Here is an 18388-nt window from a genome sequence, read left to right as displayed (position 1 = left end):
TTTTGCTTTTATCTGAAAATCAATTTTCTCACCCGGCGCACGATAGAATCGTAGAGCGAGATGATCCAATCGAAAATCGGGTGCAGGTATTTGGAAAATTTAAGCACAACAAGCGACACCAAAATCGCTACCAGGATGCTTCCTAAAACATCAACCGGATAGTGATGCCCGACCCAGATGCGGGAGAAGCCCGTCAGCAAACCGAAGGCGATCATAAAGGTTCCGATTTTGCGGTGGAAGAGCCAGAATGCGATAGAAATTGCCAGAGCACCAGTTGTATGATCGCTCGGGAACGACGCATCTGCGGCGTGATGAATCAGCACATCGACATGGTGGGCGACGAAAGGGCGCGGCTCCTGGTAAATCAATGTAATTAAATAGTTGAATACAAGGCCCAAAATCCCTGTAAATCCTGCCTGAAGAACGCTTTTTTTGTAGGAATGGCCTCCAAAGAGCCATATGGCCAGCAGCACAAGGGCATATAGATAAATCGCTTTTTCCGATATGAAAATCATCATGCCGTCAAGAATGGTGCTGTGATGTGATAGATTATGGATGGCTTTAAATAATTCGTAGTTCACAAAATCACCTTTCAGTATTTTTAATAGAATCCTATTTTTCCCGGACAGTTAGGGGACGAAACTGCATTCATAAAAGTTTCATGTTAAACGAAAAAGAGCCGGGCCAATGGCAAGCCCGGCAAGATGGTGTACCGATCAATCGGCTATCGATATATTTCTCTTCTCCTTCAGCAAGGCCGGTTTCCGGCTCCACGTATACAGCAACAGATTGACGAGAACGAAGACGCCTGTGAATAAATAGATATTGGAAAAACCGGTTTGTGCGACAATCAGGCCGAACACAAAGGACCCGACCGCTATTCCTGAATCGAACAAGGTGAAATAAGTGGCCGTTGCATAGCCGCTCCGGTGCTGCGGAGAAGCTTGGATCGCCAGCGTCTGCAGGCAAGGGGTAATCGAACCGTAGCCCATGCCGATGACAGCTCCTGAAAGCAAAAGCATCGCGCCGCTGTTCGTAAAAGCAAGCAGGCAAAGCCCGATGCTAAAAAGGATAATAGACGGATAAATGACGACGCCGGGACCGACTCTATCATATAATTTTCCGGTGAACGGCCGTGTTACCATCATCGCCACCGCGAAAATCATAAAGAAATAGCTGCTCGTTTGAATCAGGCCGAGAGATTTTGCATAAACCGAAATGAACGAAATGACGCTCGAATAGCAAAAAGAAACAAACAAGCCGACGATGGCGATACGCATCGCCCCTTTTTCAAACATATTGGAAAACGACAATTTGAAGACAGCGGAAGTCGTGTCGTTTTCTTTAGGAATCCGCACCAAAGCCGTGCAAAGGATTCCGACGGCGACGATTCCGGAAAACAGCGCAAACAGCGCGGTAAAGCTGATTTTGTCAAGCAGGTTTAAGGCGATAAACGGCCCAATGACAACCGCCAGGTTCATGGACATGGCGAAGTAGCCGAGCCCTTCGCCGCGGCGTGCGGGCGGAATCAAATCGGCTGCAATCGCACTGGTTACCGTGGTAATGATGCTGAACCAAATGCCTTGGAAAAAGCGGATTCCGAGCAATACGTAGATATTTTGAACGGATATGAAAAGGAGGGACGAAAGCGTAAAGAGTATGACGCTGACGAGCGCCATTCTTTTTTTCCCGAACCGCTCGATTATTGCGCCTGAAAACGGCCTTGCAAAAATCGCAGAAAGCAAAAATCCGCTGATCAAAAGACCTCCCTGTGACTCCGTGTCGCCGAGCTCCTGCATCGTGTAGACAGGCAAAATCGTTAACAAGGCATAAAAATATACAAAAATAAACAAATTCATCAGAACAACCATGATAAAATCTTTAGTCCAAATGGGTTCCGATTGTTTCATAGGCTACAGCTCCTTCTTGTTGTATGTCAGCAGTTGATGCAATAAACGCTGGAACGTTTTTTTATCCTTGTCATCAAATCCCGAAAGCATTTCTTCTTCAAATTCTTTTATTTTCAACTGAATTTCGTCATATTTAACCGCGGCTTCGTCCGTCATTTTTACGACTTTTTCCCTTTTATCTTCGCCTTGTATCCTTTGCACCCAGCCGTTTTTTTCAAGGCGGCTGATCGTTCGCGTTACGGTCGGTGCTTCAACGTGCAAATACGACCAAATGTCTTTTTGAGTCATCGGACCGTACGTATGAAGGCAGTACAAGATTGACCATTGAGCGCCGAAAAGCCCGTAGGCCTCAAGCTGTTCATTCGTTTTTTTGGAAAGCATCCGCGCACTTTGATTGATTTGGTGAATGATCGCCCGGTTGATGTGTTCCATATAAACCCCTCTGAAAAATACTTACCTAGGTAAATAATAAACTTTATTCATTTTACTGGATGTCCTACAACCTGTAAAGCAAAAATTTTCGAAGCCGAAATAAAAATGTCTTGATAAACCCCTTGTCCTCCTTGAGTTTTTAGCATAATCCCATTTCAATGCTAATACACTGATACAAACCTAACAAAGAGAGTGTTTGAGGTGAGGGATCGTGGGAGTATTTCAAAATTCTACTTGGAATAGCTTAAAACGAAGCAGCTGTATAAATAGTATTTTCTTTCAGCATACGGATCTCATTTCACACTTCTCACATCCATTTTAGGGAGGTCGAGTGGTGTGCACGATTACATCAAAGAGCGAACAATCAAGATAGGGAAGTACATCGTGGAGACGAAAAAAACGGTTCGTGTGATCGCGAAGGAGTTTGGTGTTTCCAAAAGTACCGTACACAAGGATTTGACAGAAAGGCTGCCTGAAATTAATCCTGATTTAGCCAATGAAGTAAAAGAAATTCTTGATTATCATAAATCAATCAGACATTTGCGGGGCGGGGAAGCAACAAAACTGAAATACAAGAAAGAGGAAATCCTTGAAAGGGAACCCGTGCAATAGGGCATAATGGACCAGTAATAAAGGGCGTTTTTCATCATTTCCCGGTATCCTCCGTCTGTTTGTCGATAAAAAGCCACAAAAAATTGTGAAGAACTTTCACAAGGATGCTTTTTTTTCTAATTTTTATGATAAAATATATAATTAGGGCAGAATGTGGACATTGCTGTGAAACAGATTTCGAGGAGGATATAGATAGATGTTTGCAAGGGATATTGGTATTGACCTTGGTACAGCGAACGTGCTGATCCATGTAAAAGGAAAAGGGATTGTCTTAAATGAGCCTTCAGTTGTCGCTCTTGACAAAAACACCGGGAAAGTGCTTGCTGTCGGCGAAGAAGCAAGGAGAATGGTTGGACGTACACCTGGGAATATTGTTGCGATACGTCCATTGAAAGACGGCGTAATTGCAGACTTTGAAGTAACAGAAGCCATGCTGAAGCATTTCATCAACAAATTGAATGTGAAAGGCCTTTTCTCAAAGCCGCGCATGCTCATTTGCTGCCCTACAAATATTACATCCGTAGAGCAGAAAGCCATTAAGGAAGCTGCTGAAAAAAGCGGCGGAAAGCATGTGTATCTTGAGGAAGAGCCTAAGGTAGCCGCAATCGGCGCAGGTATGGACATTTTTCAGCCTAGCGGAAACATGGTAGTGGATATCGGCGGTGGAACGACAGATATCGCGGTCATCTCAATGGGCGATATTGTCACCGCCTCTTCTATTAAAATGGCTGGGGACAAGTTTGATCTTGAAATTTTAAATTACATTAAACGCGAATACAAGCTGTTAATCGGCGAACGGACAGCTGAAGACATTAAGATCAAAGTCGCAACTGTTTTCCCAGACGCACGTCATGAGGAAATCTCCATCCGCGGCCGTGACATGGTCACAGGGCTGCCTAGAACCATTACGGTAACGAGCAAAGAGGTGGAAGAAGCGCTTCGCGAATCGGTATCCGTTATCGTACAAGCTGCCAAACAGGTGCTTGAAAGAACGCCTCCTGAACTTTCGGCCGACATCATTGACCGAGGCGTTATCATCACCGGAGGCGGCGCATTGCTGAACGGCCTTGACCAGCTTCTTGCAGAGGAGCTGAAAGTGCCGGTGCTCGTTGCTGAAAATCCGATGGATTGCGTTGCTGTCGGAACAGGCGTCATGCTGGATAACATGGACAAGCTTCCGAAACGCAAATTAAGCTGAGCGTAGACGTAGACCTCATTCTTTTTAAGAATGAGGTTTTTTTATGAAAAGCTTAAATATAAGCGTAATACGGACGATAAAAAGGATAGAATCTTTAATATTATTATAGAACAAATGTTCTCGTTTTGTAAATGAAAATTTGTGGACGGCCGGGATGTCCGTCTAAAGAACAAATCCTGAGGTGAAATCATGTTAAAAGGACTTTACACCGCAGCGTCGGCGATGATTACCCAGCAGCGTCGCACGGAAATGCTGACGAATAATATTGCAAATGCAAATACACCGGGTTATAAGGAAGATCAAGGTTCCATTCGCGCGTTTCCGGAAATGCTTCTGAGCCGGATGGAGTCCGATTCCTTTCAGACGGACAGCGGATCCCACTCCTTTACAAAGCAGACGCCGATCGGTTCTGTAAATACGGGAGTTTACATGCAGGAGCTCACACCGCTTTTTTCACAAGGCGATCTGCAAAGCACAAATGAGCCGACTAATATTGCGATCAGTGAAAAAGAGGTTCCCGTAAACCGGCAAACCAAGGATAAAGCGGCCCTTTTCTATGCTGTCAGACTGGGAAGCGGCGATATCCGCTATTCGAGAAGCAGCAATTTTTCGTTAAATGAAAACAACGAACTGACGATCAACGGAAATGTCGTCCTTTCAACAGACGGCCGGCCGATTGCCGTGGATAGCGAGAATTTTAAAGTGGCAGAGGATGGAACCGTGTCCGAAAACGGGCGGAACCTCGGAACGATCGACGTCAGGATCTCGCTTGACACAAGAAATTTGGCCAAGGAAGGCAACGACTTGTACCGGACTGAAAACGGACAGGAGCTGCCAAGTGCAGCTGCAAACCCGGCCGTCAGCTATTCGATCAAGCAGGGGATGACAGAACGCTCAAATGTTGATGTGACAAGAGACTATACGGAAATGACCGCTGCCTACCGCTCGTTCGAAGCAAACCAAAAAGTTCTTCAGGCATATGATAAAAGCATGGACAGAGCGGCCAACGACATCGGCAAGATCGTATAACATACGCAAACGGAGGATGTTGGAATAAATGCTAAGATCGATGATAACAGCTTCAAACACAATGAATGAGCTGCAAAAACAGATGAATAATATCAGTCATAACCTTGCCAATCTGGATACGACGGGATACAAGGCGGTCAATACAAGCTTTTCAGAGCTTGTCAGACAACAGATTGAACAAGTAGACGAGAAGAACAATGAAGTGGCCCAAAGCAGGAAGACGCCGCCCGGACTCCGGCTCGGCGTCGGTGCGCTCTCGGTAGACAAGCTGACAAACAGCCAGGGAAGCCTGAAGGAGACGGGACGGAACCTGGATTTCGCCTTAACCTCCCCTTATCAATATTTCCAGGTGGATGTCGACGGCGAAGTTCAATATACGAGAGACGGGGCGTTTACCTTGAGCACTGTCTCCGGAAATCCCAATCAAGTGCAGCTTGTGACGGCAGACGGGCATTCCGTACTTGATGAGAACGGAAATGCCATCCGCTTTGACAGGCGCTATCAAAATGTTCAAGTCGATAAAAACGGAACGATGACCGCATCGTCTGGGAATGAAGGTGAAGCGCCTTTGCGGTTTAATTTGGGTATCGTCCGTGCGGTAAAGCCCCAAGCTCTGGCAGCGGAAGGCGGGAACCTTTTTTCAGTTGACGATAATTTAAGAGCAACGGCCCTCATCAATTTAACCGGAGCCGGACGTCAGGAAATATCCATAAAGCAGGGTTCCCTTGAAGCGTCGAACGTTGACGTGTCAAAGGAAATGACGGATCTTATCGCGTCCCAGCGGTCGTACGAGATGAATTCGCGCGCGGTTACAATGGGGGATCAAATGATGGGGCTGATCAATTCAGTACGCTGACACAATAAAAAAGGAGCCGGAAGAACCGGCTTCTTTTTTATTGTCTTTACAAGGGGGATTATAGCCTAAGTTGAAAAAGAAGCCGTTTCATAATATACTTCCAGATGTACAGAATGATCCCAGGGTTCGTCGTTCTATACATATTTTTCTAAAAAAGGAGATGTCAAGGCAATGCTTGATGCTCAGCAAATTAAGGGCATTATTCCCCACCGCTACCCCTTTTTGCTCATCGACCGGGTGACAGAAGTAGAAGAAGGGAAGCGGGCTGCGGGTTATAAAAACGTCACAGCAAATGAAGAATTTTTCAACGGGCATTTTCCAAATTACCCAGTTATGCCGGGTGTTTTAATTGTAGAAGCGCTGGCGCAAATGGGGGCTGTTGCCCTTTTGATGAAGGAAGAGAACCGCGGAAGACTTGCGTTTTTCGCAGGAATTGACAGCTGCCGCTTCAAAAAACAAGTCAAACCGGGCGACCAGCTTCATCTGGAGCTTGAAGTCATCCGTTTCCGCGGCTCGATCGGCAAAGGAAAAGGAGTCGCAACAGTAGACGGGGAAATCGTTTGTGAAGCAGAGCTGATGTTTTCGCTCGGAGAAAAACAGGAATAATCCGAACAGATGGGTTTTTGGATGAACCCATTTGTTTTTTTATTATGAAGCAGAGAGGGTGATCCTTGTATGTGGAAAGATTTCAAAAGCTTTGCGGTCCAGGGAAATGTGATCGATCTTGCCATCGGGGTGATTATCGGAGGCGCTTTTGGAAAAATCGTGACCTCGCTCGTCAATGACATTATATTGCCCCTCTTCGGCCTTGTGCTCGGGGGTCTGGACTTTTCAGCGCTCTCCTTTACATTCGGCGATGCCCAAATCAAGTACGGGATGTTCATTCAGACAATCGTCAACTTCTTTATCATTTCATTCTCAATTTTTATTTTTGTCCGGTATTTGTCTAAACTGAAGAAGAAGAAAGAAATTCAGGAGGAAAAAGAAGCCGGGCCTGATCCTCAGGAAGAACTTCTCAAAGAGATTCGCGACCTGTTAAAAAAGCGCGTGAACCATTCATAAAAAAAGGCTGTCGCTTTTACAGGACAGCCTTTTCTATATATTTTGCTTGAACGCTGCAAGAAGCTGATCCCCGGTATACCCTTCTTTGATCAACCCTTCTAAAATCTTGTCGGAATCCTTCCTCAGCTTGGAACTCACCATTTTTCCGTTCATTAAAACGGAGACATGCTCTCCGAGGACCGTAATGTTTTTTACTTTTGCCAAAAGCTGGGCGGGCCGGTTGCTTTTCTTTGTAATTGTTACGAACGCCTTCACTTCTTTGCCTTCTTGCAAAAGGTATTCAAAAAAATATCGATACTCTTTGGAGACAAGCCCTTCCACCATCCAATGGTTTTCTCCGTCTTCCTTGTTAATGATCAGGCCGTCGATCAGGGGGAACTCCTCAAGCCGTTTTGCCGAATCATCCTGGCGCACGATTTTCAAATCAATAAGCCTAAAGGTTTTCACTGCTATCACCTCACAAGCTTCAATAGTTGTAACACCATTATAGCATAATCAGGTTAAAAGCCTGTAAACGCTGTTTGTTTTGTTTACTAGTATAATACTAACATTTTTAAATTTTGAAAAAAGTATTTTATCGTACTTTGTTTTTCATTATACTTTAGAGTACATCGAACAGGGGGTGACATATGAACCGATTTTACTTAAAGGAAGTACTTGTAATCAGCGGCAATCCGGAGGCTGACCGCAGACGGTATAAGCTGATGATCCGTTTTTCATCCGACAGCGCCGGAAAATGCGATATCGATGTGGACTATGACGAAAGTATTGTATTTCGCTATGAAACAAAGGATAAAATGGAGATTTACGAATTCCAATTAACATTCAAAGAAAAAGAACTGTCATTCAGGCTGTTCGCCTGGGACGGAGGCTCATACGTCCGCTTATATTCAGAGCGGTGGCTGGCATCTCCTGTTTTTTTTCAGTTTTTAAAAAATACATATTTCTCTAATCAAAAAGACATGATGTTTTTGATGATTAGGAGGAAAAGCCATAAATTATAATGGTAAATTACTTTTTTCAGAATATTTTCTCTTTATCCGCATTTTTCTTCCCCGGGCTTCTCTTATAAACTGGTGATATCGCTGATGAAGGGAGGAACGGAATGTTTAACCACATCATGCTGGTCGGGCGTTTAACGAAGGACCCGGAGCTTCGGTATACATCTGACGGTGTCCCTGTTGCCAATATCACACTGGCCGTCAGCAGGCATTTCAAAAATGCCGCGGGCGACATTGAAACGGATTTCATCAATTGCACGCTGTGGAGAAAAACGGCTGAAAACACAGCCGATTACTGCAGAAAAGGTTCAATCGTCGGATTGAACGGCAGACTTCAAACGCGCAGCTATGTAAATTCAGAAGGGAACCGCGTCTTTATAACAGAAGTCGTCGCCCGCTCCGTTCATTTTTTGGGCGGGAAACCCCGCGAGCCCGCAGATGTCTGAAGAATGAACGATTCCCGTCTCAAGCCTCTTTCCTATATAAAATCAATCAATTCCCCATTTTCTCCTCAAATAGCCGGTCTTTGAGACCGGTTTTTTTACGCCGTCAAAAAAAAGACAAATTTAAATTGACTCGGGAATTTGCCGTATGTATAATGTAAGCGAATACACAACAAATGACCAGTATTTGCACAAATGTGCAAAGTGTAAAGGGTGATCATATGGAAATAAGAGATGATAATCGCCTCTTAGTCAAAATTTGCAAAATGTACTATGAAGAGGATTTGACACAAAGCCAGATTGCAAAGGCAACGGGAATATACAGAACAACCGTCGGACGGATGCTGAAGAAGGCGCGGGAAGAAGGCATCGTGAAAATTACGATCGATGATCATGTCGGGGTCTACTACGATTTGGAACGAGAGCTTGAACAGCTTCTCGGGCTTAAAGAGGTGTATATATGCGAGACAAAACCGCAGCAGACGGCGGAGGAGAAGAAGAAAAGCGTCGGGAGAGCGGGTGCCGATATTTTAAAACGCGTCATTAAAGACGGGGATACGGTCGGTTTTGCCTGGGGCACGACGATGGCGGGCATGATCGGAGAGTTTCACGGCGTCAGACAGCGCAGCGCTTCTTTCGTACCGCTTGTCGGCGGTCCCGGAACGATGGATACAAAATATCACGTCAACAGCATCGTATACAGCATTGCCAGCGATTTTGGCGGAACCCCCCATTTTATCGATGCGGCAGCGGTTGTTGAGAAAAAAGAAACAAAGGACGAGATCGTGAAGTCCCACTACTTTCAAAAAATCGAACGTCTCTGGAAAGACTTGACGGTGGCAGCCGTCGGAATCGGAGCGCCGTTTAGTTCGTCGAACATGATCTGGACCGGCTTTTACGGTGACCGCGATATGGAGCGGTTGAAAGAAAAACATGCCGTCGGAGATATCTGTTCCCGATTTTTTGACCGTTCCGGAACATTAGTAGATACAGAGATTAATGACAGAACGATCGCGATTGACATCAACCGCCTGAAGGATCTTAAATATTCCATCGGCCTTGCCGAATCGCGGGAAAAGGTCCCGTCGATTATCGCAGCCGCCAAAGGGCAATACATAAATATTTTAGTGACGACTGCCGAAACAGCCAGCGAAATTGCCGCGGAGGTGAAAAAGGAAATATGATCATTTATTTTATCATCGCACTCGGGATAGCCTGGCTTCTACAAAGCGTATTGGGCTTTTGGCAAATCAGGCACTTCAATCAAAAGTTCGCGGAATACAGGCGGCTCGGACGGGTGGCTGTCGGGAGACGGACCGGGCTGTTCAGAGCCGGAACGGTCGTTTTATTTGTCATTGATAAACGAAACAAAATCATTCAGGCATCCAAAATGCAAGGGGTGACAGTTTTTTCAAGAATCAGGCCTTTAAAAGGCTTTGAAGGAAAATTTCTGCCTAAAATCGGTCAGGCTGACCTTGCCCCGCATGACCGTCTGACCAGGCTGGCGATCCAAGACGCGTTAAAAACGTTCAGCATCGTCACTAAAGGAGGTGATGTTCCGCCGAAGAAATCGCTGCTTCAAAGGCTTTTGACTACGAAAAGAAGAGGTGAAATATGAAAAGTGTAACATGGCTTGCAGAAAAATTTATGGATTTGTTCAGACATGGCGGAGAAGTATTTGTCGGCATGCTTACAGACATTGTCCCTTTATTGATCATGCTGCTTGTCGCCATGAATGCAATGATCCGCCTGATCGGTGAAAAAAGAGTGGAAGCGCTTGCGAAAAAATCGGGAAAAAACCCGCTGACGCGATATGTTGTTTTGCCTGTCATCGGAACGTTTATGCTGGCTAACCCGATGACGCTGTCACTCGGAAAGTTTCTTCCCGAAAAGTATAAACCGAGCTATTATGCCGCAGCTTCTTATTCCTGCCACACCCATAACGGGCTGTTCCCCCATGTGAATCCCGGAGAGCTGTTTGTTTTTCTTGGGATCGCCGCAGGCATCACGACATTGGGGTATGAAACGACAGAGCTGGCCCTCCGCTACTTTTTAGTCGGTATTTTGACGAATTTTCTCAGGGGCTGGGTGACGGATTTCACGACGGCTTATGTGGCGAAACAGCAGGGCGTTAAATTGAAGGATGCGGTTGACCTTAAATAAGAAAGGCGGTTTACAGATGAGTTCCTATCGTTCGGTAGTAGTTTCAAAAGGGCCGGGAGGATTTGGCGGGCCGCTTTTGATCACCCCAGATGAACAGAAAAATAAAATCGTTTATGTAACGGGGGGAAACAAGCCGGAGTTTGCCGATGACTTGGCAGAGCTGACCGGATGTACGCTTGTCGACGGTTTTAAAACGACGGTGCCGGAAAAGGAAATGGCGGCCGTGATCATCGATTGCGGCGGGACGCTGAGATGCGGACTATACCCGCAAAAACGGATTCCGACCATCAATGTGATGGCCACCGGAAAAAGCGGACCGCTCGCTGCCCATATCACGGAAGATATTTATGTTTCAGGCGTAAAAAAAGAGAATATCAAACTGTACGAGGCTGAAGAGGAGCCTGAACAGTCCAATATTCTAACAGATCATCAGATTAATGATAAACAAAACCATTATAGCACAGAGAAAAAAATTAGTGAACAGCAGGCGCCAAAAGGCGTCATGGCGAAAATCGGCATGGCGATGGGATCGGTGGTCAGCGTGTTTTATCAGGCCGGCCGGGAAGCGGTTGAAACCGTTATCAAAACGATTCTTCCGTTCATGGCATTTGTCGCATTGTTAATCGGCATCATTAAAGAGTCGGGAATCGGAGATCTTTTCGCCAAATTTTTGTCTCCTTTTGCAGGCTCTCTGCCCGGACTGCTATTAATCTCGCTTGTTTGTTCTTTTCCGCTCCTGTCCCCGTTTCTCGGACCGGGCGCCGTGATCGCCCAGGTTGTCGGGTCGCTGATCGGCGTTGAGATCGGAAAAGGAAACATTCCGCCGAATTTGGCCCTGCCGGCGTTGTTCGCCATCAATTCGCAGGCGGCCGCCGACTTTGTTCCCGTCGGTCTAGGCCTTGCTGAAGCAGAGGTCGAAACCGTCGAAGTCGGTGTGCCGTCGGTACTGTATTCCCGGTTTTTAACGGGAGCGCCGACTGTTTTCATTGCCTGGCTGGCAAGCTTTGGACTGTACGACAGCTAAGGAGGGGGAAAAAGCATGTCCATGCTTTATGAAACGAAAATCACAAAAAAAGGAGCGCTTGCATCCGCTTTCCAAGATGAAAGCATGCTGATTTTATTCGGCGACGGTGCGCCTGACGAATTAAGAGACTATTGTTTGTCGATTGATATACAGCCTGTTGAAGGCGAATTCAGGGAAGGCGATCAGCTTCTGCTTGGCGGCGAGTCTTACAAAGTCACCGCAGTCGGGGAAGCCGTGGTGCAGAATCTGGCCAATCTGGGACATATTACGCTCAAATTTGACGGATCGCGTTCCGCCGAGCTGCCTGGAACGCTGTATCTTGAACAGAAAGAACTGCCCGAAGTTTTGGCCGGAGACCGGATTCAAATTAAGAGATCTTGATAAGGAGCGAGTACGATATGAACATAAATGAAGGGAAAACGGCGTTGATTTGCGGCGGAGGACAAAGCCTTGGGGAAGCGCTGTCCCACCGCATGGCCGAAGCTGGATATACGGTTGCAGTTGCAGATATCAACGGTGAAAAGGCTAAAAAAACCGCTGATCAGGCCGCTGAAAAGTACGGTAAACAGTCGTTGGCGATTCAAGCCGATTTTACGAAGGAAGACGATGTCAAACGAATGATTGAAAACGTCTGTGCACAATTTGGCAAAATCGATGTGATGGTATACAGCGCAGGTATCGCCAAAAGCAATAAAATTACGGACTTTCAATTGGAAGATTGGGAGAAGACCATCGATGTCAACCTGACCGGATACTTTCTGTGCGCAAAGGAAACGGCAAAAGTTATGATCGGGCAGGGCAAAGGATCCATTATCCAAATCAATTCGAAATCCGGTAAAGTCGGCAGCAAGCATAACACGGCATATTCAGCCTCAAAGTTCGGCGGCGTCGGCTTAACCCAAAGCCTTGCGCTCGATCTTGCCGAGCACAATATACGCGTGAATAGCATTATGCCGGGGAACCTATTGAAATCGCCGATGTTTCAAAGCTTAATTCCGCAGTACGCGAAAAAGCTCGGCATTCCCGAAAATGAAGTGGAGCGCGTCTATACTGAGAAGGTTCCGCTGAAGCGCGGCTGTACGTACGACGATATCGCCAACGCGGTTTTATTTTACGCATCTGATCAGGCGTCCTATATGACGGGCCAATCGATCAATGTGACCGGAGGACAAGTCATGCATTAAAAACGGAGGGGATTCTAAAACGAAATGAAAATGCTCGTCGATTCTGCAAATTTATCCGAGATAGAAAGATTGTTAGACTCGTTTCCCGTTGACGGCGTTACTACTAATCCCGCGCTCATTGCCGGGGAAAAGCGTCCTTTTAAACAGCAGATCCAGGAAATACGTCGCCTTCTTCCCGATCAATTGCCGCTTCATGCCCAAATAATTGCCAAAGACAGCTCGGGCATGGTGAGCCAGGCAAGGGATTTGTACCATTGGCTGGACGGAAACGCATGGATCAAGATTCCGGTCACAAAGGAAGGATTAAAGGCGATTGAACAGCTATCGAGAGAAAATATCCGCGTCACCGGAACAGCGGTTTATACGGCTCTCCAAGCCGTGCTTGCAGCTAAGGCGGGAGCGGATTATGTTGCGCCATATGTGAGCCGCATCGACAACGAGTTCGGCGATGGACCAGGAACAGTCAAAACGATTGTTGATTTGTTCAGTGCTTACAGTTTCGGCTGCAAGGTGCTTGCGGCAAGCTTTAAACATAACAGCCAAATTCTGGACGTAATGGAGGCGGGAAGCCATGAAGCGACGATCGGTCCGGCGCTGTACGGGCGCTTGGCCGACCATCCTGCTTGCGGCCGGGATATTGAGGCGTTTCGCGAAACATGGCAATCTCAATACGGAACATTTTCTCTTTAACCGAAAGAGCCTGCATGCCGATGGCATACAGGCTCTTTTTTTACTTAACTTCGCTTAATTATTATTGATTTATTAACGTTTATTAGCTTATAATTACTTAATATAAAGGAATTTTACTTAAAAAAAGGAATGATGACGTGTACCAGGAGGAAAGGTTAATTTCCATCATCGACTATTTGAAGGAGCATAAACGGATTTCAGTCGACCAGATTTGTTCTTTGCTCCATGTATCAAGAGACACCGCCAGGCGTGATCTTGTCAAGCTGAAGGAGCGGGGCGTGATCATCCGGACAAGGGGAGGCGCCATTTTGCCGACGAACCATGATGAGATTAAAGATTATTCAGGAAGACTGAATATCGTGTCTGAAGAAAAGAACATGATCGGAAAGGCGGCTGCTTCGTTAATCAGGGAAGGCGACCGCGTGATTTTTGACGCTTCCACAACAGTTCAGGCGTGCGCCGAGCACCTGCCGGATCTGAACTGCACGATCATTACCAACTCGATAAACCAGGCGGAGGTGCTTTCATCACGAAAGGGAGTTGACATTCATCTGCTCGGCGGAAAGCTGCAAAAAGAGCACCGTTTTTTATACGGTGCTTCGGTGATCGAAAAGCTGTCCAGCTATCATGTTGATAAAGCATTAATCGGAGTTGTGGGGGTTTCTGAACACGGGCTTTCGATTGCCCATGAAGAGGATGGAATGGTCAAACGGAAAATCATATCCCAGGCGGAACAGGTTATCGCGCTTGCGGATCACTCCAAAATCGGAAGGACGGACTTTTTTCAGTATGCTGAATTGAGCGACATTGATCTTCTGATAACAGACCGGCTGCCGGATAAGGAATTCCAAAGGCTGCTCGATCAACACGGAGTAGAACTGCTTTTGGCAGAATAAGAAGGGACTTAAGGGGGAATACAGCTGATGAGAATGATTGCCCTGGATTTGGACGGGACGCTGTTAAACAGTGAAAGCAAGGTCACAAAAGCAAGTATAGATGCGATAAAGGAAGCACAGGCAAACGGAATTGAAGTAGTGATTGCCACAGGGAGAGCCTCATTTGACGTTCGGGAGATTTTTCGGTCCACCGGTATCAAAACGTGGATTATCAGCGCCAACGGAGCGGTGATTCACGATCCGGAGGGACGCCTGTACCACTCCGTTTCGATCGATCGGGAAAAAGCGAAAGGTATTCTTCGGTGGCTTGAAGAAGAGAATTACTATTATGAGGTGTTCAGCGATGACGCGATCTTTACCCCGCAAAACGGGAGAGAGCTCCTTGATATCGAACTGGACCGCCTGAGAAGTGCCAATCCGGCTGCCGACCTGTCAAAGCTTGAGCTCGCCGCCAGCCAACAGCTCAGCCAAAACGGGTATGCGTATATCCGCTCTTACCGCGAGCTGTTTGAAGCGGATGAAGATATAAACGTATACAACATATTAGCTTTTTCTTTTCATAAAGAAAAGCTTCAAAAGGGCTGGAAACGCTTTGAAAAGGAAAAAGGCCTAACGCTTGTCACCTCAGCCGAACACAACTTTGAGCTTGAGCATATTGACGCTTCGAAGGGGCTTGCTTTAGAAAAACTGTCGCAAAATCTCGGTATTCCGCTTTCGGAAACCGCTGCCGCCGGTGACAGCCAGAACGATTATTCCATGCTGAAAATCGTGGGAAAAAGCTTCGCAATGGGCAATGCCCGCGAGGATATTAAGGAGATGGCTGATGAGGTGGCGCCTGCAAATGATGAAAACGGCGTTGCCCATATTCTGCGGCATTTTATTGATCAAAAAAAGGTTTAAAAATGTGTTAACTCGCACACCCTTTTCATATCGGCGTGATGCCGGCGCACACCCGGCAGCGTAACGATAAGGGCTGCGATTAACAAGCGGATTGAATGTTTAATCCGCAGGCTGCCGGCTATACCGGCAGCCTTTATTTGTTTCAAAAGCACGAAAAAAGATGAACACCTTCCGCGCGTTCATCTTTTTTAGCGTTCATTTAAAAAAGAAAGTATTTTTGGCCGAGCGGCACGCGGCTGACCGGCTGGCAGGACAATTCTTTCCCGTCCGCGTACACCTGATATGTCGCCGGATCGATTTCGATTTTCGGCAGCGCGCTGTTCCATTTCATGTCCATTTTGCTGAGCTGTCGAATGCCGCGGGCCGGGGAGATCATTTTCTCAAGCCCCAATGCTTTATGCACTCCGCAGTCAATGGCAGCCTGAGACATGAATGTAATGGATGTGGAGCGGTTCGCTTTGCCGTACGAAGCATACATCTGACGCATTAGAACGGGTTCGGGAGTCGGGATGGAGGCGTTCGGATCGCCCATTTGCGCCCGTGCAATCATTCCGCCTTTTAAAACGAGCTCCGGTTTTACGCCGAAAAACATCGGATCCCATAAGACGAGGTCGGCCAATTTGCCTTTCTCGATTGAACCGACTTCATGGCTGATCCCATGAGTAATGGCTGGGTTGACGGTGTATTTTGCGATATAGCGTTTTGCGCGCACATTATCATTTCCGTTTACCCCAGTTAAAGCGCCGCGCTGCTTTTTCATTTTGTCTGCCGTCTGCCATGTACGAATGATGACTTCTCCGATTCGGCCCATCGCCTGCGAGTCGGAGGATGTCATGCTGATGGCGCCGATGTCATGCAGAATGTCCTCTGCCGCTATCGTAGCCGCTCTGATTCTCGAATGGCTGAATGCGACGTCTTCGGGGACCTTGGCATCGAGGTGGTGGCAAACCATCATCATATCCAAATGTTCATCCATTGTATTGACGGTATACGGAATCGTCGGAGTCGTAGAAGACGGCAGGATATTTGCATAAGAGGCGAGTTTCATAATATCAGGGGCATGTCCTCCGCCGGCGCCTTCAATATGATAAGTATGAATGACACGGTCGCCTATCGCTTCAAGCGTGTTTTCGAGAAATCCCGCTTCATTAATCGTGTCCGTATGAATCGCCACTTGAATGTCCGCTTCTTCCGCAACATCCATACACGTTTGAATCGCTCTCGGCGTCGTACCCCAGTCTTCGTGAAGCTTGAGCCCGATCGCGCCCGCTTCCACCTGCTCGATCAGCGGCGCTTTGTCCGAAGCATTGCCTTTCGCCGTAAAACCGACATTAACCGGGAACTCTTCGGCGGCTTCCAGCATTCTCTGCATATACCAGACTCCCGAAGTACAAGTCGTTGCTTTGCTGCCTGTTGCAGGGCCTGTCCCGCCGCCGATTAGCGTCGTCACTCCCGACGACAGCGCGACTTCCATTGCTGAGGACAAATGAAATGGACGTGGGTGTCGACTCCGCCGGCTGTCAAAATTTTTCCTTCACCGGAGATGACTTCTGTTCCGGCTCCTATGATCATATGCGGATCTACTTGATCCATGATGTCCGGATTTCCGCTTTTTCCGATTCCTGCGATTCGGCCGTCTTTGATGCCGACATCGGCTTTCACGATTCCCGAATAATCAAGCACGACAACGTTTGTGATCACAAGATCAAGCGCGCCGTCTTTTGCGGTGATTCGGCCATTTTGTCCCATACCGTCGCGAATCGTTTTTCCTCCGCCAAAAATCATTTCTTCCCCGTAAACAGTGAAATCTCTTTCGACTTCGATCCAAAGATCGGTATCCCCGAGCCTGATTTTATCGCCTGTCGTCGGTCCGAACAGCTCAGCGTATCGTTTTCTCGTGATTTTCACCGCTTAACCCCCTCTATCCAGCCGGCTTCCTTAAGCTGATTCAATGCTTTTTCTTTGCCTCTTTCATCAAGCAATGTCTCTGTCATGCCGTTTAATCCGCGGACTGTCCTGCGGCCTCCCAGCTCAACCAGTGAAACGGTTTTTTCTTCCCCGGGTTCAAACCGGATAGAGGTGCCTGACGGAATATCAAGCCGCATCCCTAAAGCCGCTGCTCTGTCAAACGCCAACGCGCGGTTGGCTTCCGCAAAATGAAAATGCGATCCGACTTGAATCGAGCGCGTCCCTGTATTTTTCACGGTAATCTCTTTAGTTGCCCGCCCTTCGTTAATCGAAATCATGCCATCCGCAACTTGGATTGCTCCCGGCTTCATTGGTTCACCCCCTGAGAAATCGGCTGATGAACCGTGACAAGCTTAACGCCGTCAGGAAATGTCGCTTCGACTTGAATGCTTTCAAGCATTTCGGGAACGCCTTCCATCAGGTCGTCAGCCGCAAGGACGTGCCGGCCCGCTTCCATCAGTTCGGCTACGCTTTTCCCTTCGCGCGCACCTTCCATTATAAAGCAGGTCAAAATGGCTACAGCTTCCGGATAATTCAGGAGCACGCCCCGTTTCTTTCTTTGTTTTGCAAGCTCCCCGGCAGCAAAAATAAGCAGCTTTTCTTGTTCGACCGGTGTTAGTTTCATCCTTTCTCCTCCTTTTGTGCAAATTGAAATGAAAAAGAAATGGACAGGATCTCCCGGTACCACCCCCTTTAAAGATCAAAAATATGTAAACATATAAATGTTCATGTCATAAATTAACAAGTTCATGTAATTATTATATAATTAACGGAAATATTTTTTAAAGAATATTTCTAAAATTCAGTTAATGGTTTGTGACAAATTTCAAAACTTAGGGAGGAACTACACTGCTTCAACAGTAACGTTACTGTGCCGGGGTAACACTGTGTGATGTATCGGCGTTTCGTTCCTTTTCAGACAAAAGCAGCGATACCCGGCATCGGGTTACCGACAGCGATTTTGTCGCCGTAGGGCGGGAAGTTGCCAGTCTTTTGAAAATAAAAAACAGCCGCCCTCTT

General features: G+C 46.9%; 23 protein-coding genes and 1 pseudogene. 17 read left to right on the top strand and 7 right to left on the bottom strand.

The features are described 5' to 3' along the window. Nucleotides 1–8 precede the first annotated feature (8 nt). The 3 genes from NSQ39_RS18545 to NSQ39_RS18535 all read right to left on the bottom strand — a co-directional run bounded on the left by NSQ39_RS18545 (nucleotide 9) and on the right by NSQ39_RS18535 (nucleotide 2342). Nucleotides 9–581, bottom strand: coding sequence for an undecaprenyl-diphosphatase (locus NSQ39_RS18545; protein WP_046130163.1), 573 nt, complete (start codon nucleotides 579–581; stop codon nucleotides 9–11). Nucleotides 582–716: 135 nt separating this feature from the next. After that, nucleotides 717–1910: an MFS transporter gene (locus NSQ39_RS18540; protein WP_175075830.1), complete on the bottom strand. Its 1194-nt coding sequence runs from the start codon at nucleotides 1908–1910 to the stop codon at nucleotides 717–719. A gap of 3 nt (nucleotides 1911–1913) precedes the next feature. Beyond that, the gene (locus tag NSQ39_RS18535; RefSeq protein WP_175075829.1) at nucleotides 1914–2342 is read right to left on the bottom strand and encodes a MarR family winged helix-turn-helix transcriptional regulator; all 429 of its coding nucleotides are present in this window, start codon (nucleotides 2340–2342) and stop codon (nucleotides 1914–1916) included. 336 nt (nucleotides 2343–2678) lie between these two features. Between NSQ39_RS18535 and spoIIID the strand changes: the two genes are divergently transcribed. The 6 genes from spoIIID to mscL all read left to right on the top strand — a co-directional run bounded on the left by spoIIID (nucleotide 2679) and on the right by mscL (nucleotide 7099). Beyond that, the gene (spoIIID, locus tag NSQ39_RS18530; protein WP_006639358.1) at nucleotides 2679–2954 is read left to right on the top strand and encodes a sporulation transcriptional regulator SpoIIID; all 276 of its coding nucleotides are present in this window, start codon (nucleotides 2679–2681) and stop codon (nucleotides 2952–2954) included. Between the two features lie 196 nt (nucleotides 2955–3150). Continuing rightward, nucleotides 3151–4152: a cell shape-determining protein Mbl gene (gene mbl, locus NSQ39_RS18525; protein ID WP_006639357.1), complete on the top strand. Its 1002-nt coding sequence runs from the start codon at nucleotides 3151–3153 to the stop codon at nucleotides 4150–4152. 189 nt (nucleotides 4153–4341) lie between these two features. Then, a complete protein-coding gene (locus NSQ39_RS18520; protein ID WP_175075828.1) occupies nucleotides 4342–5181 on the top strand; it encodes a flagellar hook-basal body protein in 840 nt (279 codons plus the stop codon). 28 nt (nucleotides 5182–5209) lie between these two features. Further along, on the top strand, nucleotides 5210–6037 hold the full coding sequence (locus tag NSQ39_RS18515; RefSeq protein ID WP_175075827.1) for a flagellar hook-basal body protein: 828 nt from the start codon (nucleotides 5210–5212) through the stop codon (nucleotides 6035–6037). A 171-nt stretch (nucleotides 6038–6208) separates the two neighbouring features. Then, on the top strand, nucleotides 6209–6643 hold the full coding sequence (gene fabZ / locus NSQ39_RS18510; RefSeq protein WP_175075826.1) for a 3-hydroxyacyl-ACP dehydratase FabZ: 435 nt from the start codon (nucleotides 6209–6211) through the stop codon (nucleotides 6641–6643). Between the two features lie 69 nt (nucleotides 6644–6712). Beyond that, nucleotides 6713–7099: a large conductance mechanosensitive channel protein MscL gene (gene mscL, locus NSQ39_RS18505; protein WP_175075825.1), complete on the top strand. Its 387-nt coding sequence runs from the start codon at nucleotides 6713–6715 to the stop codon at nucleotides 7097–7099. Between the two features lie 33 nt (nucleotides 7100–7132). Here mscL and NSQ39_RS18500 read toward each other — a convergent pair whose 3' ends face one another. After that, on the bottom strand, nucleotides 7133–7546 hold the full coding sequence (locus tag NSQ39_RS18500) for a YwpF-like family protein (protein WP_046130156.1): 414 nt from the start codon (nucleotides 7544–7546) through the stop codon (nucleotides 7133–7135). A 182-nt stretch (nucleotides 7547–7728) separates the two neighbouring features. On the opposite strand from NSQ39_RS18500, the gene NSQ39_RS18495 reads away from it, so the two are divergent. The 11 genes from NSQ39_RS18495 to NSQ39_RS18445 all read left to right on the top strand — a co-directional run bounded on the left by NSQ39_RS18495 (nucleotide 7729) and on the right by NSQ39_RS18445 (nucleotide 15400). Then, complete coding sequence (locus NSQ39_RS18495; protein ID WP_175075824.1) at nucleotides 7729–8103, top strand: hypothetical protein; 375 nt, start codon at nucleotides 7729–7731, stop codon at nucleotides 8101–8103. A 101-nt stretch (nucleotides 8104–8204) separates the two neighbouring features. Continuing rightward, complete coding sequence (locus NSQ39_RS18490) at nucleotides 8205–8546, top strand: single-stranded DNA-binding protein (protein ID WP_046130154.1); 342 nt, start codon at nucleotides 8205–8207, stop codon at nucleotides 8544–8546. Between the two features lie 218 nt (nucleotides 8547–8764). Next, nucleotides 8765–9727 (top strand): sugar-binding transcriptional regulator, encoded by a 963-nt coding sequence (locus tag NSQ39_RS18485; RefSeq protein WP_175075823.1) that lies wholly within the window; start codon nucleotides 8765–8767, stop codon nucleotides 9725–9727. Then, a complete protein-coding gene (locus NSQ39_RS18480) occupies nucleotides 9724–10161 on the top strand; it encodes a transcriptional regulator GutM (RefSeq protein ID WP_046130152.1) in 438 nt (145 codons plus the stop codon). Before NSQ39_RS18485 ends, NSQ39_RS18480 begins: the two co-directional genes overlap by 4 nt. Beyond that, a complete protein-coding gene (srlA, locus tag NSQ39_RS18475; protein ID WP_046130151.1) occupies nucleotides 10158–10706 on the top strand; it encodes a PTS glucitol/sorbitol transporter subunit IIC in 549 nt (182 codons plus the stop codon). The genes NSQ39_RS18480 and srlA overlap by 4 nt, the downstream gene beginning before the upstream one ends. Before the next feature lie 16 nt (nucleotides 10707–10722). Continuing rightward, the gene (srlE, locus tag NSQ39_RS18470) at nucleotides 10723–11730 is read left to right on the top strand and encodes a PTS glucitol/sorbitol transporter subunit IIB (protein ID WP_046130150.1); all 1008 of its coding nucleotides are present in this window, start codon (nucleotides 10723–10725) and stop codon (nucleotides 11728–11730) included. A gap of 15 nt (nucleotides 11731–11745) precedes the next feature. After that, nucleotides 11746–12111, top strand: a complete 366-nt coding sequence (locus tag NSQ39_RS18465; protein ID WP_046130149.1) for a PTS glucitol/sorbitol transporter subunit IIA — start codon at nucleotides 11746–11748, stop codon at nucleotides 12109–12111. A 17-nt stretch (nucleotides 12112–12128) separates the two neighbouring features. Next, nucleotides 12129–12914: a sorbitol-6-phosphate dehydrogenase gene (srlD, locus tag NSQ39_RS18460; RefSeq protein ID WP_046130148.1), complete on the top strand. Its 786-nt coding sequence runs from the start codon at nucleotides 12129–12131 to the stop codon at nucleotides 12912–12914. A 24-nt stretch (nucleotides 12915–12938) separates the two neighbouring features. Then, on the top strand, nucleotides 12939–13604 hold the full coding sequence (locus NSQ39_RS18455) for a transaldolase family protein (protein ID WP_175075822.1): 666 nt from the start codon (nucleotides 12939–12941) through the stop codon (nucleotides 13602–13604). A gap of 137 nt (nucleotides 13605–13741) precedes the next feature. Continuing rightward, nucleotides 13742–14500, top strand: coding sequence for a DeoR/GlpR family DNA-binding transcription regulator (locus tag NSQ39_RS18450; RefSeq protein WP_046130147.1), 759 nt, complete (start codon nucleotides 13742–13744; stop codon nucleotides 14498–14500). 27 nt (nucleotides 14501–14527) lie between these two features. After that, nucleotides 14528–15400: a Cof-type HAD-IIB family hydrolase gene (locus NSQ39_RS18445; RefSeq protein ID WP_046130146.1), complete on the top strand. Its 873-nt coding sequence runs from the start codon at nucleotides 14528–14530 to the stop codon at nucleotides 15398–15400. Between the two features lie 199 nt (nucleotides 15401–15599). Here the strand turns inward: NSQ39_RS18445 and ureC are convergent. The 3 genes and pseudogenes from ureC to ureA form a co-directional block, all read right to left on the bottom strand. Then, nucleotides 15600–17308: pseudogene (ureC, locus tag NSQ39_RS18440) on the bottom strand (urease subunit alpha). Further along, nucleotides 17305–17679, bottom strand: coding sequence for an urease subunit beta (gene ureB / locus NSQ39_RS18435; RefSeq protein ID WP_175075821.1), 375 nt, complete (start codon nucleotides 17677–17679; stop codon nucleotides 17305–17307). Before ureB ends, ureC begins: the two are co-directional and overlap by 4 nt. Next, nucleotides 17676–17993 (bottom strand): urease subunit gamma, encoded by a 318-nt coding sequence (gene ureA, locus NSQ39_RS18430; RefSeq protein WP_046130144.1) that lies wholly within the window; start codon nucleotides 17991–17993, stop codon nucleotides 17676–17678. The genes ureB and ureA overlap by 4 nt, the downstream gene beginning before the upstream one ends. Nucleotides 17994–18388: the final 395 nt, after the last annotated feature.

Origin of the sequence: Bacillus sp. FSL W8-0848 (genome assembly GCF_038007805.1) — a bacterium.
Classification (GTDB): domain Bacteria; phylum Bacillota; class Bacilli; order Bacillales; family Bacillaceae; genus Bacillus; species Bacillus glycinifermentans.
This window is presented reverse-complemented; position numbering and strand designations above follow the sequence as displayed.